The organism is Leifsonia williamsii, from assembly GCF_030433685.1.
Classification (GTDB): domain Bacteria; phylum Actinomycetota; class Actinomycetes; order Actinomycetales; family Microbacteriaceae; genus Leifsonia; species Leifsonia williamsii.
Genome location: NZ_JAROCF010000001.1, coordinates 75412 through 98719, shown reverse-complemented (window position 1 = coordinate 98719; position 23308 = coordinate 75412). Strand labels below are relative to the sequence as shown.

19 protein-coding genes are annotated in these 23308 nt (G+C 73.3%); 13 read left to right on the top strand and 6 right to left on the bottom strand.

Annotation, left to right across the window (positions count from 1 at the left end):
- The first annotated feature begins 59 nt into the window (after positions 1 to 59).
- From P5G50_RS00425 to P5G50_RS00380, 10 genes are all read left to right on the top strand, one after another.
- Positions 60 to 1139: a Gfo/Idh/MocA family protein gene (locus tag P5G50_RS00425; RefSeq protein ID WP_301209718.1), complete on the top strand. Its 1080-nt coding sequence runs from the start codon at positions 60 to 62 to the stop codon at positions 1137 to 1139.
- Complete coding sequence (locus P5G50_RS00420) at positions 1136 to 2131, top strand: NAD-dependent epimerase/dehydratase family protein (protein WP_301209717.1); 996 nt, start codon at positions 1136 to 1138, stop codon at positions 2129 to 2131. The genes P5G50_RS00425 and P5G50_RS00420 overlap by 4 nt, the downstream gene beginning before the upstream one ends.
- 14 nt (positions 2132 to 2145) lie before the next feature.
- Positions 2146 to 3279, top strand: coding sequence for a DegT/DnrJ/EryC1/StrS family aminotransferase (locus tag P5G50_RS00415; protein WP_301210030.1), 1134 nt, complete (start codon positions 2146 to 2148; stop codon positions 3277 to 3279).
- The gene (locus P5G50_RS00410; RefSeq protein ID WP_301209716.1) at positions 3276 to 3905 is read left to right on the top strand and encodes a NeuD/PglB/VioB family sugar acetyltransferase; all 630 of its coding nucleotides are present in this window, start codon (positions 3276 to 3278) and stop codon (positions 3903 to 3905) included. Before P5G50_RS00415 ends, P5G50_RS00410 begins: the two co-directional genes overlap by 4 nt.
- Complete coding sequence (locus P5G50_RS00405; RefSeq protein WP_301209715.1) at positions 3902 to 5008, top strand: DegT/DnrJ/EryC1/StrS family aminotransferase; 1107 nt, start codon at positions 3902 to 3904, stop codon at positions 5006 to 5008. The genes P5G50_RS00410 and P5G50_RS00405 overlap by 4 nt, the downstream gene beginning before the upstream one ends.
- Complete coding sequence (locus tag P5G50_RS00400; protein ID WP_301209714.1) at positions 5005 to 6039, top strand: glycosyltransferase family 2 protein; 1035 nt, start codon at positions 5005 to 5007, stop codon at positions 6037 to 6039. Before P5G50_RS00405 ends, P5G50_RS00400 begins: the two co-directional genes overlap by 4 nt.
- Positions 6036 to 7601, top strand: coding sequence for an oligosaccharide flippase family protein (locus P5G50_RS00395; protein ID WP_301209713.1), 1566 nt, complete (start codon positions 6036 to 6038; stop codon positions 7599 to 7601). The genes P5G50_RS00400 and P5G50_RS00395 overlap by 4 nt, the downstream gene beginning before the upstream one ends.
- A gap of 2 nt (positions 7602 to 7603) precedes the next feature.
- A complete protein-coding gene (locus tag P5G50_RS00390; protein WP_301209712.1) occupies positions 7604 to 8998 on the top strand; it encodes a glycosyltransferase in 1395 nt (464 codons plus the stop codon).
- A 2-nt stretch (positions 8999 to 9000) separates the two neighbouring features.
- Positions 9001 to 10113 carry a glycosyltransferase gene (locus P5G50_RS00385; protein WP_301209711.1) on the top strand — a complete coding sequence of 371 codons (1113 nt, stop codon included), beginning with the start codon at positions 9001 to 9003 and terminating at the stop codon, positions 10111 to 10113.
- A gap of 192 nt (positions 10114 to 10305) precedes the next feature.
- The gene (locus P5G50_RS00380; protein ID WP_301209710.1) at positions 10306 to 12213 is read left to right on the top strand and encodes a DUF4082 domain-containing protein; all 1908 of its coding nucleotides are present in this window, start codon (positions 10306 to 10308) and stop codon (positions 12211 to 12213) included.
- Between the two features lie 78 nt (positions 12214 to 12291).
- On the opposite strand, the gene P5G50_RS00375 is transcribed toward P5G50_RS00380, so the two are convergent.
- Positions 12292 to 13008 carry an MBL fold metallo-hydrolase gene (locus tag P5G50_RS00375; RefSeq protein ID WP_301209709.1) on the bottom strand — a complete coding sequence of 239 codons (717 nt, stop codon included), beginning with the start codon at positions 13006 to 13008 and terminating at the stop codon, positions 12292 to 12294.
- A 55-nt stretch (positions 13009 to 13063) separates the two neighbouring features.
- Between P5G50_RS00375 and P5G50_RS00370 the strand changes: the two genes are divergently transcribed.
- Entirely contained in the window at positions 13064 to 13960 is an 897-nt protein-coding gene (locus P5G50_RS00370; RefSeq protein ID WP_301209708.1) for an NAD(P)-dependent oxidoreductase, read from the top strand.
- A gap of 13 nt (positions 13961 to 13973) precedes the next feature.
- Here the strand turns inward: P5G50_RS00370 and P5G50_RS00365 are convergent, their stop codons facing one another.
- From P5G50_RS00365 to P5G50_RS00345, 5 genes are read right to left on the bottom strand one after another with little or no spacing between them, the layout of a single operon-like run.
- Entirely contained in the window at positions 13974 to 15341 is a 1368-nt protein-coding gene (locus P5G50_RS00365) for an O-antigen ligase family protein (protein ID WP_301209707.1), read from the bottom strand.
- A complete protein-coding gene (locus P5G50_RS00360; protein WP_301209706.1) occupies positions 15338 to 16297 on the bottom strand; it encodes a hypothetical protein in 960 nt (319 codons plus the stop codon). Before P5G50_RS00360 ends, P5G50_RS00365 begins: the two co-directional genes overlap by 4 nt.
- Positions 16294 to 16998: a hypothetical protein gene (locus P5G50_RS00355; RefSeq protein ID WP_301209705.1), complete on the bottom strand. Its 705-nt coding sequence runs from the start codon at positions 16996 to 16998 to the stop codon at positions 16294 to 16296. Before P5G50_RS00355 ends, P5G50_RS00360 begins: the two co-directional genes overlap by 4 nt.
- Entirely contained in the window at positions 16995 to 17891 is an 897-nt protein-coding gene (locus P5G50_RS00350; protein ID WP_301209704.1) for a glycosyltransferase, read from the bottom strand. Before P5G50_RS00350 ends, P5G50_RS00355 begins: the two co-directional genes overlap by 4 nt.
- On the bottom strand, positions 17888 to 19978 hold the full coding sequence (locus P5G50_RS00345; protein ID WP_301209703.1) for a WecB/TagA/CpsF family glycosyltransferase: 2091 nt from the start codon (positions 19976 to 19978) through the stop codon (positions 17888 to 17890). The genes P5G50_RS00350 and P5G50_RS00345 overlap by 4 nt, the downstream gene beginning before the upstream one ends.
- A gap of 223 nt (positions 19979 to 20201) precedes the next feature.
- On the opposite strand from P5G50_RS00345, the gene lhgO reads away from it, so the two are divergent.
- Both lhgO and P5G50_RS00335 read left to right on the top strand, forming a co-directional pair.
- Positions 20202 to 21386, top strand: coding sequence for an L-2-hydroxyglutarate oxidase (lhgO, locus tag P5G50_RS00340; protein WP_301209702.1), 1185 nt, complete (start codon positions 20202 to 20204; stop codon positions 21384 to 21386).
- Positions 21387 to 21758: 372 nt separating this feature from the next.
- A complete protein-coding gene (locus tag P5G50_RS00335; protein ID WP_301209701.1) occupies positions 21759 to 23291 on the top strand; it encodes a sugar transferase in 1533 nt (510 codons plus the stop codon).
- Positions 23292 to 23308 lie beyond the last annotated feature (17 nt).

Here is a 23308-nt window from a genome sequence, read left to right as displayed (position 1 = left end):
ACCAGGGGCCGTCGACCCGACGGCGGTCCCGATATCAAGAAAGGTGCTGGGGAGCACTGATGGAAACACGACTGCGCATCGCCGTGATCGGCGCCGGCTACTGGGGCCCGAACCTGGCCCGCAACTTCGCTGCCAGTCCCGAATGGGACCTGGCGGCCATCTGCGATCTTGATCGCGACCGGGCGGAGGGTCTCGCCGCCCGCGTGGGAGGGGTCGACGTCCACACGGACCTCGACGAGCTCCTGCAGAGGGACGATGTCGACGCCGTCGCCATCGCCACTCCCGCACGCACCCATCACGGCATCGCCCTGCGCGCCCTCGCCGCAGGCAAGCACGTGATGGTCGAGAAGCCGCTCGCCGACGCAGGTGACTTGGGTCGCGCCATGGTCGCTGCTGCGTCGGCGAGCGGTCTGGTCCTCATGGCCGACCACACCTACTGCTACACGCCAGCGGTGCTGAAGATCCGCGAGCTGGTGGCGGAGGGTGCGCTCGGCGACATCCTGTTCGTGGACTCGACCCGCATCAACCTGGGTCTGATCCAGCCGGACGTGGACGTCTTCTGGGACCTCGCGCCGCACGACCTGTCGATCATCGACTTCGTCGTCCCCGGCGGCCTCCGGCCCGAGACGGTGTCGGCGCACGGCGCCGACCCGCTCGGCGCCGGCAAGTCATGCGTCGGCTACCTCGTGCTGCCGCTGCCGAACGGCGCCATGGCGCACGTGCACGTCAACTGGCTGAGCCCGACGAAGATCCGGCAGATGGTCATCGGCGGCACCAAGCGCACGCTGGTCTGGGACGACCTGAACCCGCAGCAGCGGATCAGCGTCTACGACCGCGGCGTCGACCTGGGCCTGCAGGCCGTCGACGGCGTCGAGCGCACCGCGGCCACCGTCTCCTACCGGCTCGGCGACACCTGGTCGCCTGCCCTCCCCGAGCGGGAGGCGCTGTCGCAGATGGCGGCGGAGTTCGCCGACAGCATCCGCGAGCGCCGCGCCCCGCGCACCGACGGCGAGGCGGGCCTCCGCGTGCTGTCGGTGCTGGAGGCGGCAAGCCGCAGCCTCGCGACCGGCGGGTCCGCCGTGCCCACCGAGACCGCCCAGCCCGCCGAGGCTCAGGAGTCGCTGGCGGGTGCGCTGTGACCGCGCTGCAGGGCGCCTCCGTCCTGGTGACGGGCGGCGCCGGCACGATCGGCTCGCAGATCGTCGACCAGCTGCTCGACGCGGGCGCCGCCCACGTCGACGTGCTCGACAACCTCGTGCGCGGACGCCTGGCCAACCTCGACGACGCCCTGGCCTCCGGCCGGGTGACGCTCGTCGAGGGCGACCTGCGCGACCGCGACCTGGTGCACGACGTGACCCGCGGCAAGGACCTCGTCTTCCACGAGGCGGCCATCCGCATCACCCAGTGCGCGGAGGAGCCGCGGCTCGCCCTGGAGGTTCTGGTCGACGGCACGTTCACCGTGATCGAGGCGGCGGTCGAGCACGGCGTCGACAAGCTGGTCAGCGCCTCCAGCGCGTCGGTCTACGGCCTGGCGGAGGAGTTCCCGACCACCGAGCGGCACCACCACCACAACAACGACACCTTCTACGGCGCCGCGAAGTCGTTCAACGAGGGGATGCTGCGCAGCTTCCGCGCGATGAACGGGCTCGACTACGTCATCCTCCGCTACTTCAACGTCTACGGCCCGCGCATGGACGTGCACGGCCTCTACACCGAGGTGCTCGTGCGCTGGATGGAGCGGATCGCCGACGGCAAGCCGCCGCTGATCTTCGGCGACGGGCAGCAGACGATGGACTTCGTCTTCACCCGCGACATCGCCCGCGCCAACCTGCTCGCGGCCTCCGCGGACCTCCACGAGGGCGTCTACAACATCGCGAGCGGCACCGAGACGAGCCTCCTGGGGCTCGCGGAGGCGCTGCTGCGGGCCATGGACTCCGACCTGTCGGTCGAGCACGGGCCCGAGCGCGCGGTCAACGGCGTCACCCGCCGGCTGGCCGACACCTCCGCCGCGCAGCGCGACCTCGGCTTCACCGCAGAGGTGGGGCTCGAGGAGGGCCTGCGCGAGCTGGTCGAGTGGTGGCGTCCGCTCCGCGAGGAGATCGCCGCAGGACGGGCGCTGGTGAACTCGTGAACCGCATCAACGTCATGAAGCCCTGGCTCGGCCAGGAGGAGATCGACGCGGTCACCGAGGTCATCGCGTCGGGCTGGGTCGCCCAGGGGCCGCGCGTCGCGCGGTTCGAGGAGGAGTTCGCCGCGGCGATGGACGCGCCGTACGCGGTCGCCACCTCCAACTGCACGACGGCGCTGCACCTCGCGCTCGTCGTTGCCGGGATCGGACGGGGCGACGACGTGGTCGTCCCGTCCTTCTCCTTCATCGCCACCGCCAACGCGCCGACGTACGTCGGGGCGCGGCCGGTCTTCGCGGACGTCGACCCGCTCACGGGCGACCTCACCGCGGAGACGGTGGAGGCGGCGCTCACCCCCGCGACGCGCGCGGTGATCGTCGTCGACCAGGGCGGCGTCCCCGCCGATCTCGACGCGATCCGCGCCGTGACCGAGCCGCGCGGCATCGTCCTCATCGAGGACGCGGCCTGCGGCGCCGGCTCGCGGTACAAGGGCCGCGCGGTGGGGGCGGGGGCGGACGTGTCCGCCTGGTCGTTCCACCCGCGCAAGCTGCTCACCACGGGCGAGGGCGGGATGCTGACGACCGCGAACGCGGAGTGGGCCGACCGAGCCCGCCGCCTGCGCGAGCACGCCATGAGCATCTCGGCCGCCGACCGGCAGGCGAGCGTGCTCGCCCCGGCCGAGGTCTACACCGAGGTCGGCTTCAACTACCGGATGACCGACCTGCAGGCCGCGGTGGGGCTGGTCCAGCTGGGCCGCCTGCCCCAGATCGTGGCCCGCCGCCGCGAGCTCGCCGCGCGGTACGCCGAGCTGATCGCCGACATCGACGGGCTGCGCCCGGTGCGGGACCCCGCCTGGGGCACCGGCAACTTCCAGTCGTACTGGGTGGAGGTCGAGCCCGGCTTCCCGTCGACGCGCGAGCGGACGATGGAGGTGCTGGCCGAGGCCGGCGTCTCGGCCCGCCGCGGCATCATGGCCGCGCACCGGCAGCCCGCGTACCGCGACCGGGACACCGGATCGGCGTCGCTCGCGGTCACCGAGCGGCTCACCGACGGGACGCTCATCCTCCCGCTCTTCCACGAGCTGACCGACGCCGAGCAGCGGCGGGTCGTCGACGCGCTGCGCTCGGCGGCGCTGCTGCGGGGTGCCGCATGACGGACGTGATCCTGATCGCTGCGAGCGGGCTTGCCCGCGAGGTGATCGCGATGGACCAGAGCGGCCACCGCGTGGTCGGCGTGCTCGACGACGACACGACCCTGCACGGCCAGTCGGTCGGGGGCGTGGAGGTGCTCGGCGGCATCGAGCTCGCCGCGCGCCTCCCCGGGCGGTTCGCCGTCTGCGTCGGCGCGGGGGCCGGCCGCCGGATGATCGTCGGCCGCCTCGCGGCGCTCGGCATCGGCGACGACCGCTTCGCGACGCTCGTCGACACCTCCGCCCGCATCGGCGCCGGCAGCGCGCTCGGCCCGGGGACGATCGTCCTCGCCGGCTGCGTGCTCACCGCCGACGTGCTGGTCGGCCGCCATGTGGTGCTCATGCCGCACTGCACGCTCACGCACGACGACATCGTCGACGACTTCGCGACGTTCGCCGCCGGGGTCGCCGTGGGCGGGGTCGCCCGCATCGGCGAGGCCGCGTACCTGGGCATGAACTCGTCCGTACGCCAGAGGGTCTCCATCGGGGCGGACGCGACCATCGGGATGGGAGCCGTGGTGCTCGCAGACGTCCCGGACGGACAGATCTGGGCCGGGGTTCCGGCGAAGGAGTTGGGGGTAAGACTGTGAGAGTCCCATTGGTCGACCTGGTGGCGCAGAACGCCGAGACGGGCGACGACATCCGCGCGGCCGTCGACGGCGTGTTCGCGAACGCCTCGTACATCGGCGGCTCCGACGTGGGCGCGTTCGAGCAGGAGTACGCGGAGGCCACCGGCGCCGGGTACTGCGTCGGCGTCGGCAACGGCACCGATGCGCTCGAGCTGGCGCTGCGCGCGGCCGGCGTGACGGCGGGAGGCGAGGTCGTCCTCCCCGTCAACACCTTCATCGCGACGGCCGAGGCCGTGTCGCGCATCGGCGCGGTGCCCGTCTTCGCCGACGTGGACGACGAGCACCTGCTGCTCGACCCGGCGGCGGCCGCAGCGGCGGTCACCTCGCGCACGCAGGCCGTGGTCCCGGTGCACCTGTTCGGACAGGTGGCCCCGGTGGGCGCGCTGCGTGCCGCGCTCGGCGGCAGCGGCATCCCGATCGTCGAGGACGGCGCGCAGTCCCAGGGTGCCGAGAGCGCGGACGGCCGGGCGGGCAGCCTGGGCCTAGTCGCCTCCACCTCGTTCTACCCGGGCAAGAACCTCGGTGCGGCGGGAGACGCGGGAGCGGTCACCACGGCCGACCCCGAGATCGCGCGCACCGTGCGCCTCATCGCCTCGCACGGCAGCGAGAAGAAGTACGTGCACGACGTGATCGGCTTCAACTCGCGCATGGACTCGCTCCAGGCCGCGGTGCTGCGCGTCAAGCTGCGCCACCTCGCCGACTGGAACCGCCGGCGCCGGGTCGCAGCCTCCCGCTACGAGGCCCTGCTCTCCGGGGTCGACGGCGTCCGGCTGCCGCAGAGCGTCCCCGGCAACCTCGACGTCTGGCACCTCTACGTCGTGCGGGTCGCCGACCGCGACCGCGTCATGGCGCGGCTCAACGAGGCCGGGATCGGCGCCTCCATCCACTACCCGACCCCGCTGCACCTGACCGCGGCGTACGGCGGGCATGGTCTCGGCGCCGGGGCGTTCCCGGTGGCGGAGGCGGCGGCCGGGCAGATCCTCTCCCTCCCCCTCTACCCGCACATCACCGCCGACCAGCAGGAGTTCGTCGCGGAGGAGCTCGCGGAAGCCGTGCGGCCATGAGGTTCGCCGCCCCGAGGGCGCTGACCCGCCGGCCGACGGTGAGCGTCGTCATCCCGCACTACAACTACGGCCGGTATCTGCCGACGGCGGTGTCGTCCGCGCTCGACCAGCATGGCGTCGACGTCGAGGTGATCATCGTCGACGACCGCTCGACCGACGGCAGCGTCGAGGTCGCCAGGGGGCTCGCCGCCGCCGACGAGCGCGTCACGCTGGTCGAGCACGAGCAGAACATGCGCCACATCCGCACCTACAACGATGGCCTCTCGCGGGCGACCGGCGACTACGTCGTCCTGCTCTCCGCCGACGACGCGCTGACCACGGACTCGCTGACGCGGGCGGTCGCGCTGATGGAGGCGCACCCCTCGGTGGGGCTCGTCTACGGCGGCGTCGACTGGTTCGAGGGCGAGCCTCCCGCGGCCCGCATCGGCCGCGTCCGCTGGCAGGTCTGGCCGGGCGAGCAGTGGGTGCGTCGGGTCGTGCGCCGCGGACGCAACTGCATCGTGAACCCGGAGGCCGTGCTGCGCCGCTCGGTGTACGAGCGCGCGGGTGGGTACGACGTCGACTTCCCGCACGCGGCCGACATGTACCTGTGGCTGCAGGCGGCGACGCTCGCCGACGTCGGCTTCGTCGGCGGTCCTCGCCAGGCGTACTACCGCATCCACGGGGCCAACATGCACTCGACGCAGTTCGGGGGCGCTGCCGACGACATGCGGCAGGCGCACGAGGTGTTCGAGCGCTTCTTCGAGCGTGACGGCTCCGTGCTGCCGCAGGCGGACCGGCTGCGGCAGCAGGCCCGGCGCTCGGTCGCCCGTGAGGCCCTCCTGCGCGCCGCCTTCCTCGAGGCGACCGGGGAGGTGCGCAGCGCGGCCGTCGAGCTGCAGGACTTCGCCCGCGGCATCTCGCCCGACGCCGTGCACTCCGCCGCGTGGCGCTGGACCGTGCTGGCCGGCGCCCGCTCGCGGCTCGTGCGGCGGGTGGAGGGGCTGCGCTGGAAGGTCCGCTACCGTCGCGACCAGGCGGTCGGGCTGTGAGCGGGCAGGCCGAGGCGTCGCTGCGCTCGAAGGCGGCGCGCGGCGCGGCCTGGAGCGGGGTCAGCACCATCGTGCTGCGGATGGGCGGCGTCGTCGTCGGGATCGTGCTCGCGCGCATCCTCACCCCCGAGCAGTTCGGTGTGTACGCGGTCGCGCTCACCGTGCAGGCGATCCTGATGACCGTGGCCGACCTCGGCCTGACCGCCGACCTGATCCGCTCGCGCGAGCCGGAGCGCATCGCCTCGACGGTCGGCGCGCTGGGCCTCGCGACCGGCGCGATCACCATGCTGGTGACCGCGGGCTTCAGCGGCGGCCTGGCGACCCTGCTCGGCAGCCCGGAGGCCGGACCGGCGATCGCGGTGCTCGCGCTGACCCTCCTCCTCGCCGGCGGCACGATCGTGCCGAACGCCATGCTGCAGCGGCGCTTCCAGCAGCGGGAGCTGTTCTTCGTCGGGCTCACCGACTTCGTCATCTCGACGGTCGTCACGCTGGTTCTCGTCGCCCTGGGCTTCGGCGTGATGGGCCTCGCGATCGGCCGCGTCGCCGCCCAGGTCGTCTCGTCGGCGCTGCAGTTCGTGCTCGCCAGGGTCGTGCCGCGGTACCGCATCGACCGGACGGTGGTGAAGGGCGTGCTCGCGTTCGGCGTCCCGATCGCCGCCGCGAACCTCCTCTCGTGGACCCTGCTCAACGTCGACAACATCATCCTGGCGCGGGTGGCCGGCGCGACGGCCCTCGGCTTCTACGTGCTCGCCTTCACCATCTCGAGCTGGCCGATGAACGCGCTGTCGCAGGTCGTCCGCTCGATCTCGCTGCCGTACTTCTCGCGCACGCAGGGCGGGAGCGGCGCCTTCGCCACGGTCACCGCCATCGCCTGGGCGGCCGCGCTGCCCGCCGGCACGGTGCTCGCGGCGCTGAGCGTGCCGCTGATCGAGGTGCTGTACGGCGACAAGTGGCTGCCGGGTGCGCCCGTGCTGGCGGTGCTGGGGCTGTACGGCAGCCTCCGCGTCGCCTTCGACATCGCGGCGGCCTACCTGTACTCGCAGGGCCGATCGAAGCCGGTGCTCTGGATCCAGATCGCCTGGCTCGTCGCCCTCGTCGTCGCGATGGTGGTGGCCACGCAGGGCTACGGGATCGTCGGAGCGGCGTGGGCGCACGTCATCGTCGCGGTCGTCGTCACCCTTCCCGCGTACCTGATCGCGCTGCGGCTCGCGGGCGTCCGCATCGGCGAGCTGGCCCGCGCGGTGTGGCTGCCGACCGTCGCCACCATCCCGGCGGTGCTCGCGGCGGCCGCGGCGGAGGCGTTCATCGGCAACTCCGTGCTCGCGATCCTCGTCGGCGGGCTCGCGGCGGTGCTCGTGTACGCGGCGCTCATGTGGCCGTGGATCCGGAGGAGGCTGCGCGAGCTGCGCGCGCCGGCCGGGGAGCAGACGCTCGCCGAGGAGGCGCTCGCCGAGGCGGTCCCCGTCGAGCCGGCGCCCGAGGTCCCGGTGACGGTTGCGCCGATGACGGTTGCGCCGACGGCCGCGACAGGGGCCCCGGCAGCGAAGAACGGGGAGGCGTGATCATGGCCGCATCCCGCTTCGCCGCCCGCTGCGCCGCGCTCGCCTTCGGCGGCCTGGTCACCGCGACCGACCTGCTCCCGCCGCGCCTCCGATACGCGTACGTGCACCCGGTCACCCGGCGGTTGTTCCGCCGCTCGCTTCCCTCCCTCGGCCCGATCGCCGAGCGCCGGGCGCCCGGCGAGGCCGCCGGGACCGCGAGCGCGGAGCCGCCGCTGCTCACCTGCGCCATGGTCACCGGGCTGATCGAGGTCGGCGGCATCGGCTCCGTCATCGAGATGCTCGCCACGGCTCTCCCGGGCGCGGGCGTCGGCGTCCTCGTGCTCTCCACCGACGACGGGCCCCGCGCGGCGCGGCTGCGGGCGCGCGGGGTGGAGGTCGTCGCGTGCGGGACGGCGGAGGAGGCCGAGCGCGTGCTGCGCGAACGCGCGCCCGACGTCATCCAGCTCCACGGCGCCCCCGATCACCTGGAGGACGCGGCGCTCGCCAGCGGCCTCCCGCTGGTCCCGGTGCTCCACAACACCGAGATCCACTTCACGCCGGCGCGCTGGCGCCGGTTCGGCGATCTGCTGGCCCACTCGCACGCGGCCGTCGCGGTGAGCGAGACCGTGCGGGCGTTCCACGCGGCGCACGTGCCCGAGCACCTCCGGTCGCACATCCTCGTCGTCCCGAACGCCGCCCTCTCCGCCGGGCCGCCCTCGCCGGAGGAGCGCCGGGCCGCGCGCGCAGCGCTCGGGCGGGTGCTGGGCGCCGACCTCGGCGACGCCGTCGTGCTGGCGAGCCTCATCCGGTACGACTCGCAGAAGAACGCGAGCGGGCTGGTGTCGTCGTTCCTCGCGCACGTCACCGACCCGTCGGTGCGGCTCGTGATCGCGGGCGACGCCTGGGACTGGGCGGAGCTCGGCCGCGCCGACGCGATCCGCCGGTCCGCGGCCGACCCGGCGCGCGTCGGGCTGCTGGGCCAGTCGGACGCCCGCACGCTGCTGGCGGCGGCCGACGTCTTCATCCTCGACTCGTTCTTCGAGGGCTGGCCCATCGCGGCGACGGAGGCGGCGGCCACGGGGCTGCCGCTGGTGCTCGCCGACTTCGGCGGCGCGCGCGAGCTCGTCGCGCGGGACGCCGGCCGCTCGGTGCTCATCCCGAACCCGACCGGCCCGGCCGACGCCGTGTCGGACGCCGCCGTCGCGCGGGCGCGCCGCCGCACCCGGCACCAGCCGAACGCGGCGGAGCTCGGCGCGGCCGTCGACGCGATCGCGTCGCGGTCCCCCGAGGAGCGGCGCACGCACCCGACCCCGGCGGCCGACCTCCTCGCCGCGATGGCGGCGGGCCACGCGGATGTGCTGGCGGCCGCCGCCGCGGCGCGAGACGATGTGACACGACCGATCGGGCGGAGGGCATGAGCATGACCGAGACCGTCGTCTACATCCCGGGGTCGCGCTGGAACGACGTCGCCGGGACGGACCGGCGCATGGCCGAGGCGCTCTCCGAGCGGGTCGACGTGCTGTGGGTGGACCCGCCGCGGTCGGTGCTGACCAAGGGCGCCGACCGCAGCCCCGCGGCCTCCGCCTCCGGCGATGCGGTCGCCCCCGGCATCCGCCGCGTGCGGACCACCGCGCCTCCCGGCTTCACCCGGCCGCTCATCGCCGACGTCGCGAACGCCCTCGTCGGTGCGTCGGTGCGCCGCGCAGTGGCCGATCTCGGCGTGGGCTGCGCGGGCACGGTGCTCGCGTCGCCGCTGCAGCGATTCCCGCGCGGGGTCCCCGGCCGCAAGGTGCTCTACCTCACCGACGACTGGCTGGCCGGCGCCGACCTGATGGGCTTCTCGCGCGACCGCGTCGAGCGCTCCCTGCGGCGCAACGCGGCGGAGGCGGACATCATCGCCGCCGTCACCGCCGACGTCGAGCGCCCGCCGTCGGGAGCGCGCGAGGTCGTCCTCCCGAACGGCTGCCTGATCCCGCCGGTCGCCGAGCAGGCGCCGGAAGCGGTGGCGTGCCTCGTCGGCCAGCTCAACGAACGGCTCGACCTGCGGGTGCTGGAGGCGGTGCGCGACCGTGGCGTCCCCATCCTCGCCATCGGGCCGCTCACCGCCCGCGACCCCGGGACGCGGGAGCGGCTGCGCGCCTTCCTCGACGCCCCGACGGTCACCTGGCTCGGCGAGATCCCGCCCGAGGAGATCCCCGGCCGGCTCGCCACGGTGTCCGTCGGCATGACGCCGTACGCCGACTCGGCCTTCAACCGGGCCAGCTTCCCGCTGAAGACGTTGGAGTACCTGGCCTCCGGCCTCCACACGGTCAGCACCGACCTGCCGTCGGCGCGCGGGCTGCAGACGCCGCTCGTGCAGATCGCGGGGGATCCGGACGCGTTCGCCGACGCCGTCGTCGCCGCCGTGGCGGCCCCTGGCACCGCCTCCGACCGCGAGAGCAGGCGTACTTTCGCCCAGCGTCACTCGTGGCGCGCCAGGGCCGACCAGCTGCTCACGGAGCTCGGGCTGGAGCCCGGTCCGCAAGGAGGATGACGTGTCCACCCCGTATCCGGGGTACGTGTCGTTCACCGCTTCGTGCTACTCTCTGGTCCGATCGATGGCGCGACCACCCGATTGACCGACTCTGAAGAGGAGCGAACCAGGATGGTTTCTGCGCGCCCATCGACGATGCACGCCAGGAGACGACACCGGAGCGGACCGGACGCCACGGCGAAGCGGCAACGGTTGCGGGCGATCATCGGCGTCGCCGTGGTCGCGGCGGTGAGTGTGACGACAGCGATCGTCGGCGGGGCGCTCCCCGCCCAGGCGAGCGTGCTCGGCAGCTCGCGCCCGAAGGTGGTGAGCGACTCCGAGCGCCTGCCGGTGGAGCTCGGGATGCGGTTCAGCGCCGCGAAGAACGGCACCGTCAACGGCATCCGCTACTACCGAGGACCGCAGAACGCGGGCCCGCACACCGGCTCGCTGTGGGACACCAGCGGCAAGCGCCTGGCGTCCGTCGCCTTCGCGGGCGAGTCGGCGTCCGGCTGGCAGACCGCGTACTTCACCGCGCCGGTCGCGGTCACCGCGGGCAAGACCTATGTCGCGTCGTACTTCGCGCCCAAGGGCGGCTACGCCGACGACATCAACTACTTCACCACCGCCAAGAAGGTCGGCGACCTGACCGTCCCGGCCGGCGGCGGTGTGTACGCGTACGGCAAGGCGGGCGGCTACCCGACCGCCAACTGGTTCAACAGCAACTACTACGTCGACGTGCTGTTCACCCCGGCGGGAGGCTCCACCACCACGCCGCCGAAGCCCGCGCCGACCACTACCACGGCGCCGCGGCCGACGCCCACCAAGACCCCCGCGCCGAGCCCGGCCCCGACCTCCCAGCCGACGAAGCCCCCGACCACGACGCCGCCGACCACCCCGCCGACGACGCCGCCTCCCGCGGGCGGTGGAAGCGGTGGCGGGTCCTCTGCGCTGAACCTGCCCCGCATCGCGTGGGAGGGCGGCCCGGCGTACTGGAAGAAGTTCCCGGCCACCGACAAGGCCGGCTGGGACGACCCGTCGTTCTTCCCGATCGTCTCCTGGTACAACGGCATCAGCTCCAACGCCGAGGTCGCGTACGACAAGTCGCTCGGCCTGAACACCTACATCGGGATGGACGCCGCCACTCCGTACAGCCTGTTCGGCGACAACGACGTGTACTGGATCGGCGAGAAGCTGAACAGCTCGTTCAACGCCAACAGCACGAACTGGGTCGGCGACTTCCTGGACGATGAGGTCGACGGCCGGTACTCGCCGGCGGAGGGCCACGCGTACCTCAAGCAGATCGTCGACTCCCTCGGGAACGACGGCCGGTTCAAGTACGCGAACTTCACCCAGATGGTGATGGCGACCGACATGAAGGCGGCGGACTCGCAGGCGTTCGTGAACAACTTCACCGACGCGGTCTCGCTCGACATGTACTGGTACACGATCCCCTACTGCGACTGGAAGCCGTACCGGGACGTCTACATCACGCCGATCGACCAGGCCAACTGCCGCACCGCCTCCAGCTACGGCAAGACCATGCAGTCGCTGCGCAAGCAGGACGCGGCCGACGGCAAGCTGCAGCCGCTGTGGCAGTTCGTCGAGAACCTCAACGGCGGGCCCGGCCCGAGCGCGCCTCCGGTGTACATCACGCCCGGGCAGCTCGAGGGCGCGGTGATGAGCTCGGTGATCAACGAGGCCCGCGGCATCGTGTACTTCAACCAGAGCTTCAGCGGCAACTGCCAGGCCAGCAACGTGTTCCGGCAGGCGCAGGTGAACAAGAACTTCTGCGGAGCGGCCCAGGTGGCCGCGGCCAAGGAGGTGAACAACCGGATCCACGCCCTGGCGCCCGTGATCAACACGCAGTCGTACCAGTGGTCGTTCGGCCCGGGCCTGAACACCATGCTGAAGGCGAAGGACGGCTACGCGTACGTCTTCTCGATGATCGACGGCTCGTCGAAGCCGGGCTCGCGCACCTTCACCCTCCCCGCCGGTGTGACGGGCAAGTCGGTCGAGGTCGTCAACGAGAACCGGTCGCTGACGGTCGGCGCGAACGGCACGTTCACGGACACGTTCGCGAACGAGTACACGTACCACATCTACAAGATCGCGCTGTAGCGCGGTCGCCGGGATCGCAGAAGGGTCCCGACACGCCGCCCGCCCGCGAGGCGAGCGGCGTGTCGGGACCTCTGTGTCTCAGAGGCGCAGGAGCGGGCCGTGGCCGGGGAGGAGCAGGCGCACGCCCGTCAGGTCGAGGGCGGCGGCCGAGCGGGCGGCCTCCTCGCGGTCGTGGTGGAAGAACGCGGGGAGCGGCTGCGGGCGGCCGGAGTCGCGCAGCAGCGGGTGCCCGGTCACCAGGGCGTCGCCGCTGATCAGCGCACCCGCCTCCGGCTCGAAGAACGCGGTGTGGCCGCTCGTGTGGCCGGGGGTGGCGATCACCCGCAGGCGGTGGCCGGTCGACAGCTCGACGTCGTCGCCGGTCAGCGCGGCGGCGTCGGGTACCCCCACCTCGCCGAGCCCGCCGGCGCGGATCGCGGAGACGGCCCAGCGGACGGTGCCGCGCTTCGCGATCGAGGGCAACAGGTCGGCCACGGTCACCTGCTCGGTGATGTCGCGGCGCACGTTGCCGAGCTCCTCGGGCATGGTCTCCACGGTCGCACCGGTCCGCGCCGCCAGCTCCCGGCTCGCCCCGAGGTGGTCCGAGTGCCCGTGGGTGAGGAGGATGCGGCGCAGCTGCGAGACGTCGCCGCCCGCCCAGCGGATGGAGGCCTCCACGAGCGCGCGGTCGGCGGGATAGCCGGCGTCGACCAGCTCGACGGCATCGCGGCCGGTGAAGACGACCCAGTTCGCGGCGGGCCCCTCGGCGAAGGCGATGCCGGGGGCGACGATGGTGAACGAGCGGAGGCGGCGCACAGGGGAGAGCCTAGCCGTGCTGGAATGGACGGAGCACGCTCGAAGGGAACCGCTCATGACCGACGCCGACCAGACCTCCGCCTCCCCGCTCCACGTCGCCGTGCTGGGCACCGGCACCATGGGCGCCGCCGTCGCCCGCACGCTGCTGCGCGACGGCTTCCGCGTGACCGTGTGGAACCGCACGCCCGAGCGCGCCGAGCCGCTCGCGCGGCCCTCGGACGACGCGCCGGGTGCGACCGTGGCCGCGTCGGCCGCCGAGGCGGTAGCCGGTGCGGATGTCGTGCTGGCGATCCTGTTCGACGGCGTCGCCGTGGAGCAGGTGCTCGCCGAGACCGCCGACGCGCTGCGGCCTGGCGCCGTCTTCGTGCAGTGCAGCACCATCGGCGTGGAGGCGACCGCGCGCATCGTGCAGGAGTACGGCGACCGCGGCTTCACGCTCGTGGAGGCGATGATGCTCGGCACGAAAGGCCCGGCAGAGCAGGGCAGGCTCGTCATGCTGGCCGGGGGCGACGCCGCCGCCGTGGAGCGGATCCGGCCCGTGCTCGATGCCATGGGACAGAAAACCGTGGTGGCGGGCGACGCGGTCGGCGCCGCCACCCGCCTCAAGCTCGCCGCCAACGCGTGGATCGCGACGATCACCGCGGGCACCGCGCAGTCCCTCGCCCTGACGAAGGCGCTCGGCCTCGACCCGCGGCTGTTCCTGCAGGCGATCGAGGGCGGCCAGTCGGACTCGGCCTACGCGCACATCAAAGGCGGCGCGATGCTGGCGGGCGAGTTCCCGCCGTCGTTCGCGCTCGACGGCCTGCTGAAAGACGTGCGTCTCGCCGCGGACGCTGCCGGCGCGGAGGGGGTGGCGACCGACCTCCTCGCGGGCCTCGACGCGGTGTATGCGCGCGCCAGCGCAGAGGGCCACGGCGGCGAGGACATCGCGGCGGTGTTCCGGGCGTTCTGAGGGGGATGCCCGCTCAGACGGCAGGCCGGCTCATCATCACCCGCCGGGCGCCGCCGCAGATCCCGAGGAGCAGGAACAGCATCCCGACCGACATCGGGAACGAGAAGCCGTCGAAGAAGGCCATCAGCGTCCCTCCCGCGGCCACCGAGGCGAAGATCGCCTGGCTGAGCGAGCGGTCGAGCGGGGTCGGCGAGAGGCGCCGCGCCCGGTGCGCGCACCAGAAGGCGGCCCCGATCAGCGAGGCGAAGGCGAGGATGCCGAGCGCACCCAGCTCGATCGCCAGCAGCAGGTACTGGTTGTCGAGGATGTGGTAGCTCGGCAGGAAGGTGCCGAACCCCTTCCCGACGATGGGGAAGCGCGAGAAGTACTCGGCCGCGCTGTCGTAGCTGTCGACGCGGGACAGAGCGCTGGAGTCGCCGGAGATGCCCGTGAACATCCCGCGGATGGTCCCCGCGAGCCCCGGCACCACCGCCACGACCGCCGCCGCGGCTGCGAGGCCGACGGTCGCGAACAGGATCCGGACTCTGCGCGTCCAGGTCGGGAAGAGCAGCAGCAGCCCCACCACCAGCCCGATCAGGGCGGACCGCGACACCGACAGCAGCGAGGCGACACCGATCGCGAGCACGGGGAACCAGCGCACGATGCGCGACCGGCCGTGGTCCTCGAGCGCGAGCGAGACGGCGATCGGGAACGCGATCGACAGCACGACGCCGTACTCGAGGGGATGGGAGGCGGTGCCGGCCGCGCGCACGAAGCCCGAGCGCACATCCACACCGGCGAACGACACCGCCGAGCTCATGCCCGGGATGTTGATCCACGAGATCAGCGACTCCCCGGTGATGAACTGCAGGATGCCGAGCGTGGCCATGAGCCCGCCCGCGATCGCGATGCGGCGCAGCAGCGTCCGGAACCGCTCCAGGTCGTCGAGGCCGTCGTTGGCGACGAGGAGGATGCCCGCCCACGACACCAGCCGCAGCAGCCCGTTGTCGGCGACGCTGATCTCCGGCCCCACCAGGCCGCGCAGCATCGCGCACGCGTAGCTGATGCCCGCGGCGACGAGCAGCCCCGCCACCGCGAGCCGGACCGGCTGGATCGGCGCCTTCAGCGGACGGGAGCGCTGGAGGTGATACCAGCACCACCAGATGGTCGCCGCGAGCGCCCACGCCGAGGCGGGGCGGCCGGCGACCGAGCCGAGCGCCGCGAACGACATGCTCGACGGCACGACGAGCAGCAGCACGAGGTAGACGGTGAGGACCGTGACCGCGTCCGGCCCGCGGCTCGGGAAGCGGCCGAGGGCGGTGCGGGCGCGGTCGGCGGCGGCGAGGCGGGAGGCCGCGCCGTTGTCCGTCGATGCGCGCTCAGGCGCCGCCGTGCGGCTCATCGCTCACGGCTCTCGCGGACGGGCCGGTGCCCGGTCTCGGCGAAGAACGAGTCCCAATCGATCTCGTCGGCGATGTCGGCGGTGCTGTCCGCGTCATCGGCACGGTCGACCTCGTCGGCGCGGTCGATGTCATCCGAGCCATCGACGTCGTCTGCCGAGGCCGCGACGGGCGCGGGCTCGGGGGAGGGGGCTGACGCCGTCTCCGACTCCGGCTCCACCTCCGCACGTTTCGCGTCGCTGATGCTCTCCGCCTCGGGCACCGGCACCGCGCCGTGCGCCTTGCGCTTCGGCTTGCCACCCCGTCGCGGCTCGCGCGCGGCCCCGCCCTGCGGGTCGTCCTGCGGCTGCGCGACCCGCTGACGCCGCCCGCGCACGAGGCCGTCGACCAGTCCGGCGAGCAGCACCGTGAGCACCAGCCCGGCGGCGGCGATCATGCCGACGACCTCGATGCGGCCCTTCTGGATGACCGTGCTGGTGGTGTCCTTCGTCAGCGTGAGGACGCTGATGCGGGCCTGGTCGGGCACGCCGGCCGTGGTCTGCAGCTGCTCGAGCGCCTTCGGCACCTGGGCGGCCAGCGCGGTCAGCGCGCCCTCGACCGCGGCATCCGACTTGCCGGAGACGGTCATCGTGATCATGGGGCCGGAGGTGCTGGCGTCGCGGCCGACCGCGAGCGTCGTGCCGGGGAAGTCGTCCGTGATGCCGCCGAGCACCTGCTCCGACCGCAACGAGCTCACCAGGACGTCCGCCACCTGGCCGAGGCCGCCGAGGTAGAGGTACGGGTTGCCGCCCTCGGGGATCGTCGTCTTGCCCGGCACGAGGAGGTCGCTCGCCGAGCGCTCCAGCGTCGGCGAGGTGTTCAGGTACGCGGCGCCGCACAGCCCGGCGGTGATCAGCACGCCGGCGAGCGTGACGTACCACCTGCGGCCGAGGCTGATCAGAAGGCTCTTCAGTGTCATGGGGTTCCCCCTGCGGGTCGGGCCGCCGCCGTGACGGGCGGACGGACGGTGTGCGCCCGGCGGAGACGGCGCCGTGAGACCGCCCCGTCGACGAGCGCCGCAGCGCCCAGCGAGAGGCTCCCGCCGATGAGCACCAGCACGAGCAGCGCCCGCGCCTCCATGCTCTTGGTGGACCAGATACGGCCGACCTGCGGCGCGTCCGGGATGACGGTGGTGGTGATGGTTTCGGCCGGAGCGACGCCCGACTGCTGCTGCAGCCGCGTCGCGATCGCCTGCACGCGGGCGACGGCGGCGTCGCGGCGGTCCGACACCCACTCCGGCGTCGGGCCGACGACGGAGATGTCGATGGCGGCGTTGGCGAACGTCATCTGCCACTGGCCGCCGGTGTTGGGCAGCAGCACCTGCACGCCCTCGTTCAGGCCGGCGCCGTACAGCGTGGCGTTCTCGGAGGTGCGGTCGCTCTGCTTGCCGTGGTGGTACTCCCGCTCGACGGCGGCGGCGAAGGCGGTGAGCGTCTCGAGCTTGCCGTCGTCGGTCTGCCCGACCCGGGTGGTGCCGGGGCCGATGAAGGCGACGCGGGCCTGGGTCGTGTACGCACCCTCCTGCTGGAGCAGCACGAACGCGAACAGCGCGAGGGCGATGCCGACGACGATGACGTACCAGCGCCTCCCGGCGATCGCGAGCAGGGAGCGGGTGGTCATCGCGCGCCGTCCGAGCGGGCGCGGTGGCCGGTGAGGCGGGCGACGCGGAACTTCACCGCGTCGAGGCTGTCGCGGCCGAGCAGCGCGACCGCCGTGCGCTTCGCCGTGGCGCGGGCGGCCTCCCGGGCGGCCCTGGCGGGCATCCCGAGCACGCGGTCACGGGCGATGCGCAGCGCGCCGGGCTCTGGCCGGTCGTCGAGCAGGTCGCCGAAGGCGGCGCGCGAGCGTGCGGGGGAGACGAGCCGGCCGCGCACGCGGTTGCTGACGTTCTCGCCGTGGATGACCTGCAGCCAGGCGGGCCGCCCGCGCAGCGAGCGCACGGGCATCGTCTCGCCCAGCCGGTTGTGCGCCGCCGCCCAGCAGGTGACCGGCGCCTCCCACGGCTCGGCCACCGAGCAGAACGCGTTGTGGCGGTCGATGCGCCGGTAGGCGCCGTCGCGGTCGGCGATGATGCCGTCGGCGAGGTAGATCGCGGTGCGCTCGCCGGGGCGGGCCGCGGCGGCCGTGCGGGCGAGGAAGTCGGAGGCGAGCGCGTCGTCGTTGTCGAGGTTCGTGGTGATGAGCCCGCCGCGGAGGGCGCCGGAGGTGGTGAGCACCGCGGCGCGGATGTCGGCCACCAGTTCGGCCGGCGAGATCGTCGCCCGGAAGCGCGGCAGGAAGTCGCCGTCGTTCACGCGTGCGATCCACTCCAGCAGCCACTGCGGGCTCTCCGGGTCGAAGTACACGATCCAGGTCGCGCGGGCGGTCTGCGCCCGCATCGACGGCAGGCAGTACCGCTCGAAGAGGCCGACCCGGGAGCGCAGCCAGCCCTCCTGGGCGCGGACCAGACTCTCGTACCCCTCCGAGGGGAGGTTGAAGCGCGTCAGCACGACCTGGTCGAACCGCTCGCTCATCGTCCGGCCTCCCGGTGCTGCCGGGGGCGGATGACGTGCTCGGCGGAGACGCGGGGCCAGCTGACCGGGGTGGGCGCCGCGGCCGGGGTGGGCACCGCGCTGGCGGGCGTTTCCGTCGGCCGCGTCGACTGCGGGATCAGCACGCTGCCGCGGCTGGTCGTGACGGGTCCGGGCGTGGAGGCCGGAGCCGCCGTCGCCGGCCGCTGCGCGTGCGGCAGCCGCCGCCACGATCCGCGGTCCAGCAGCGTCCGCAGCGCCGCCCGGTGCGCGGGCTGGTAGGCGCGGAGCCCGGCGTGCAGCACGGCGACCGCACGGGTCCCGAGCACGGAGGCCCGGCCTCCCGTCGCCTCCGCGTAGCGCACGCGGTTGACCGCCATCAGCGCGGTGAACTCGGGGCGCACGCCGGAGCCGCCCTGCGCGTGCACGACCGTCGCCTCGGGGGCGAACCACACGGTCTCGCCGGTGTCGCGGGCGCGACGGAAGTACTCCGTCTCCTCCGAGTAGAGGAAGAAGCGCTCGTCCCACGGGCCGAGCCGCTGCGCGAGGTCGCCGCGCACGAGCAGCGCGGCGCCGGTCGCCCAGTCGACGCGGTGCGGGTAGCGGTAGCTGGTGTCGTCCCAGTCGATCTCCGAGAGCGCGCCGCCGCGGCGGATGACGCGCTCGCCGAAGAGGGCGTCGCCCAGGGCGCGGCGCACCGTGGGCTCGCGGCGGAGGGACTTCGTGAGGGTTCCGTCGCTCTCGCGGATCGCCGGGACGACGATGCCGGCGCCGCTGCGGCGCATCCGGTCGAGCATGGCGCGCACCGCACCCGGCTCGACCGTGAGGTCGGGGTTCAGCACCAGCACGGCCTCCGTGCGCCCGACGGCCGCGAGCGCGGCGTTGAGCCCGCCCGCATAGCCGAGGTTGGCGCCGGTCGGCACGACCGTGACGTCGGGGTGGGCGCCGAGGAGGTCGCGGGTCGCGTCGGTCGAGCCGTTGTCGGCGACGACCAGGCGCAGGCGGGTTCCGGCCGCCTCGCGGCGCAGGCTGGAGACGAACGCATCGAGGTGGGGGGCGCTGTTGTACGTGACGGTGATCGCGGTGACCTCCGGGCGCTCGTCGATGCCGGCGAAGCGGGCCTCGGAGGTGGTGGAGGCGGAGGCGGAGGAGGAACTGGTGGAGGCGGTGAAGGCTCCGGCAGCGCCGCCCGTCCGCACCCGCGGCACGGCCGGTGTCGCCGGGGCCGCGAGCGGGATCCGCGCCACACGTGACCGCCGCACGGCGAGCAGTGCGCCCGGCCCCTGCACGAGGTAGCGGCGGGCGAGCCGCTTGGGCTCCAGGGTCAGCCGCCAGGCCCACTCGAGGCCGTGCTCCGCGACCCAGCGCGGCGCGCGCTCGACGCGCCCGGCCAGGAAGTCGACGACCGCGCCGAAGGCCAGCAGCGTCTTCGCGCCGGTGAGCTCGCCGTACTCGGCGATCCACACCTCCTGGCGCGGCTTGCCGAGGCAGACCACGAGCACATCGGTGCGGGCGGCGCGGATCTCGGCGGCCAACTCGCGCGAGCGCGCGGGGTCGGCGAGCTCGGCGGCGGAGGGCGCCCAGCAGCCGGAGATGCGCAGCGCAGGGCGCTCGAGGCCGAGGCGCTCGCGGAGCAGCTCGTGGGTGGCCTCGTTGCCGCCGAAGAAGCCGACGCGCAGGCCGCTCGCCTGCGCCCGCTCGAGGATCGGGCCGATGAGGTCGCTGCCGGCGAGCCGCGGCCACGCGGTGCCGGTGGCGCGCTCCAGACGAGCGGCGATCGGGGCGCCGTCGACCAGGTTGAGCCACTCGATCGGGCGGGAGCCGGGGGCGGCGTGATGACTGCCGGTGCCGTGCCAGCGGGCGCCTGTGCCGAAGTGATGGATGTGGTCGAGGTTGACCGAGCAGACGGCGAGCGGGGTGGCGTCGTCGAGGTGCCAATGCCCCTCGATGATGCGCAGCGCCTCCGCGGCGTCCATCAGGTCGACGGCGGTGCCGGCGAGGGTGACGCGGGCGGGGCCGGGCAGGCTGGCGCGGCCGGGCATCGGGGCACGGCCGGGCGTGCTTCCGGGCAGGACGGATGAATGGCTCACAGCGCACTCCCTTCGGGTCGGGTATCGCGCTCATGGGCCCGGGCGAGGGCGTCGCCACGAGACCTTGGCGAGCAGGTGAAGATTTCTCACCTACGCCGACGACGCTAGCATTACTGAGGATTCCTCGGTCACCCCAATGTGGGGGTGAGGCATGCTCATTTTTGCGTAAACACGGCTAGCATCGGCGCCAGCGCACCATCCACCACCACCCGGGAGGACCCCCATGTCGCGCAGCATCGTCATCGTCGGCGGCGGCATCCTCGGCCTCGCCGTGGCCGCCAGAGCCGCCAGGGCCGGCGTCGCCGTGACCCTGCTCGAGAAGGAGTCCCGCTGGGCCGGCCACCAGACCGGCCACAACAGCGGGGTCGTGCACGCGGGCCCGTACTACAAGCCGGGTTCGCTGAAGGCGCGGATGTGCGCGGCCGGGAACGCCTCCATGCTCGCCTTCGCGCGCGAGCACGGCATCCCGCATGCCGTTCCGGGCAAGCTGATCGTCGCCGTCGAGGACCGCGAGCTCGCCGGCCTCGACGAGCTGCACCGCCGCGCGGTCGCGAACGGCGTGCCCTGCCGGCTGATCGACGCCGACGAGGCCTCCGACTACGAGCCGGAGGTGTACGCGCTGCGGGCGCTCCGCGTCGAGTCCACCGGCATCATCGACTACCCGGCCGTGTGCCGCGTGCTCGCCGAGCTGGCGCAGGAGGCCGGGGCCGAGCTGCTCACGGGCGCGGAGGTGACGGCGATCCGCTCCACCCCCGACGGCGTCGTGGTCGAGCACACCCGGGGCGCGGCCCGCGCGGACGGACTCGTGAACTGCGCCGGGCTCCACGCCGACCGCATCGCCCGGCTGGCCGGGGTCGAGCCGGAGGTGCGCATCGTGCCGTTCCGCGGCGAGTACTACGAGCTGCGGCCCGAGCGCCGCGACCTCGTGCGCGGGCTGATCTACCCGGTGCCCGACCCCGAACTGCCGTTCCTCGGCGTGCACCTCACCCGCATGATCGACGGGTCGGTGCATGCAGGGCCCAACGCCGTGCTGGCGCTCGCCCGTGAGGGCTACCGCTGGCGCGACGTGCGGCTGCGCGACGCGGCGGAGGCGCTGACCTATCCCGGCTTCCTGCGCATGGCCTCCCGCAACCTCGGCACCGGGGCCAGGGAGGTCGCGCGCTCGCTGAGCAGGAACGCCTTCGCGCGGAGCCTGGCCCGGCTGGTGCCCGCGATCGAGTCGGCCGACATCGTCCGGGCCGGCTCCGGCGTGCGCGCGCAGGCGGTGCGGCCCGACGGCGCCCTCGCCGACGACTTCGTCATCCAGCACGCCCCGCACCAGCTGCACGTGCTCAACGCGCCGTCGCCGGCCGCGACGAGCGCCCTGGAGATCGCCAAGCACCTGGTCGCCGAGGCCATCCCGGTCTGAGCGGCGGGCCTTTCCGGAGGCTTGGCCCCCGGAAAGGGGGATAGCGACGGACCACAAAAGTCGATGTATTCTCAGTTCTGCGATAGCTGAGGAACAGTCAGTTTTATACACCCGATACGACTGAGCTCCTTGTGGTCTCGGTTGTCGCACAACCCGATTGCACCTGTGGACCCGAACAAGCAGGGGATGCGTGATGGACCGTCGTCATGAGCCGCGTGCGCCGCACGGCGCCGGCACCGCACGCCGTCGCGCCTCCCTCCCCAGCGGAGCCGGCGGCGGCAAGGCCGTTCGAGACCGCGGCTTTCCCCCAGCCGCCGCCGGTTCTGTCCACTCGGTCGCCGTCCTGGCCGTTCCGGGGAAGGGGAACCAGCCATGACCGTCATCCGCCCCCGCCAGCTCGCCGGCGACCTGTCCGCCCCGAGCCGCTGGTCGCTCGACCGCCTCACCGAGGCGGCGGCGGCCACCGGCCCGCGCTCCGCCAACGGGCGCAGCTGGGCGCACGCCTACCTCACCCGGCTGCGGATCACCGACACCCTGATCATCGTCGGCGCCATCGGCACGGCCTTCCTGATCCGGTTCGGCCCCGACGACATCGCCACGAACCTCTCCGGCTTCCCGCTGCAGTACCTCGCGATCTCCGTCGCCATCGCCGTCTGCTGGACGGTCGCGCTCTCGGCCGCGCACACCCGCGACCCGCGCATCATGGGTCTCGGCGTCACCGAGTACCGCCGGGTCGCGAGCGCCAGCGCCCTCACCTTCGGCGTGCTCGCCATCGTCTTCCTGGTGGCCAAGGTCGACATCGCCCGCGGCTACTTCGTGCTCGCGCTGCCCATCGGCGCCGTCGCCCTCGTCGGCAGCCGGTGGATGTGGCGCCGCTGGCTGATCGGGCAGCGCCGCTATGACCACTACCTCTCCCGCGCGATCGTCATCGGCGCCGCGGACGACGTGGAGTACGTGGCCGGCCAGATCCGCGACAAGTCCGGCGCCGCCTACCAGGTCGTGGGCGCCGCCGTCGACGACCCCGGACTCGACGCCATCCGCGTGAAGGGCGAGAGCGTGCCGGTGGTCGGCGGCCTCGCCGACGTGACGGAGGCGGCGGGGAGGCTGCGCGCCGACACCGTTATCGTCGCCGGCCAGCCCCGCGGCGGCAGCCGCTTCATCCGCGACCTCGGCTGGGCCCTGGAAGGGACCGCGACCGAACTGGTGCTCGCGTCGCGCCTGACCGACGTGGCCGGTCCGCGCATCCACTTCCGCCCGGTCGAGGGTCTGCCGCTCATCCACGTCGAGATCCCGCAGTTCGAGGGCGGCAAGCACGTGCTGAAGCGCCTGCTCGACGTCGTCGTCTCGGGCACCGCGATCCTCCTCCTGCTGCCGTTCCTGCTGATCATCGGTCTCGCGGTGCGGCTCGACAGCGCCGGGCCCGCGATCTTCCGGCAGGAGCGCGTCGGCCGCAACGGCTCCACCTTCACGATGCTCAAGTTCCGGTCCATGGCGATCGACGCGGAGGAGCGGCTCGCCGCCCTGCGCGCGCAGAACGAGGGCGCAGGCCTGCTGTTCAAGATGAAGGACGACCCGCGTGTCACCCGCGTCGGCCGCTTCATCCGCAAGTACTCGCTCGACGAGCTCCCGCAGCTGTGGAACGTGCTCGTCGGCGACATGAGCCTCGTCGGTCCCCGCCCGCCGCTGCGGCGCGAGGTCGACGGGTACGAGAGCCACGTCCACCGCCGCTTGTACATCAAGCCGGGTCTCACGGGGATGTGGCAGGTCAACGGACGCTCCGACCTCTCGTGGGACGAGAGCGTGCGGCTCGACCTGTACTACGTGGAGAACTGGTCGCTCACCGGCGACCTGGTGATCCTCTGGCGCACCGCCCGGGTGCTCCTCCATCCGACCGGCGCGTACTGAGCGCGCCGCACCACCAT

What these genes read in the sequence shown, in the direction of transcription:
- P5G50_RS00355 (WP_301209705.1), bottom strand. Translation starts at nt 16,998, where the DNA reads ATGACCACCCGCTCCCTGCTCGCGATCGCCGGGAGGCGCTGGTACGTC.
- P5G50_RS00365 (WP_301209707.1), bottom strand. Translation starts at nt 15,341, where the DNA reads ATGAGCCGCACGGCGGCGCCTGAGCGCGCATCGACGGACAACGGCGCG.
- P5G50_RS00385 (WP_301209711.1), top strand. Translation starts at nt 9,001, where the DNA reads ATGACCGAGACCGTCGTCTACATCCCGGGGTCGCGCTGGAACGACGTC.
- P5G50_RS00335 (WP_301209701.1), top strand. Translation starts at nt 21,759, where the DNA reads ATGACCGTCATCCGCCCCCGCCAGCTCGCCGGCGACCTGTCCGCCCCG.
- P5G50_RS00360 (WP_301209706.1), bottom strand. Translation starts at nt 16,297, where the DNA reads ATGACACTGAAGAGCCTTCTGATCAGCCTCGGCCGCAGGTGGTACGTC.
- P5G50_RS00350 (WP_301209704.1), bottom strand. Translation starts at nt 17,891, where the DNA reads ATGAGCGAGCGGTTCGACCAGGTCGTGCTGACGCGCTTCAACCTCCCC.
- lhgO (WP_301209702.1), top strand. Translation starts at nt 20,202, where the DNA reads ATGTCGCGCAGCATCGTCATCGTCGGCGGCGGCATCCTCGGCCTCGCC.
- P5G50_RS00400 (WP_301209714.1), top strand. Translation starts at nt 5,005, where the DNA reads ATGAGGTTCGCCGCCCCGAGGGCGCTGACCCGCCGGCCGACGGTGAGC.
- P5G50_RS00390 (WP_301209712.1), top strand. Translation starts at nt 7,604, where the DNA reads ATGGCCGCATCCCGCTTCGCCGCCCGCTGCGCCGCGCTCGCCTTCGGC.
- P5G50_RS00415 (WP_301210030.1), top strand. Translation starts at nt 2,146, where the DNA reads ATGAAGCCCTGGCTCGGCCAGGAGGAGATCGACGCGGTCACCGAGGTC.
- P5G50_RS00425 (WP_301209718.1), top strand. Translation starts at nt 60, where the DNA reads ATGGAAACACGACTGCGCATCGCCGTGATCGGCGCCGGCTACTGGGGC.
- P5G50_RS00410 (WP_301209716.1), top strand. Translation starts at nt 3,276, where the DNA reads ATGACGGACGTGATCCTGATCGCTGCGAGCGGGCTTGCCCGCGAGGTG.
- P5G50_RS00370 (WP_301209708.1), top strand. Translation starts at nt 13,064, where the DNA reads ATGACCGACGCCGACCAGACCTCCGCCTCCCCGCTCCACGTCGCCGTG.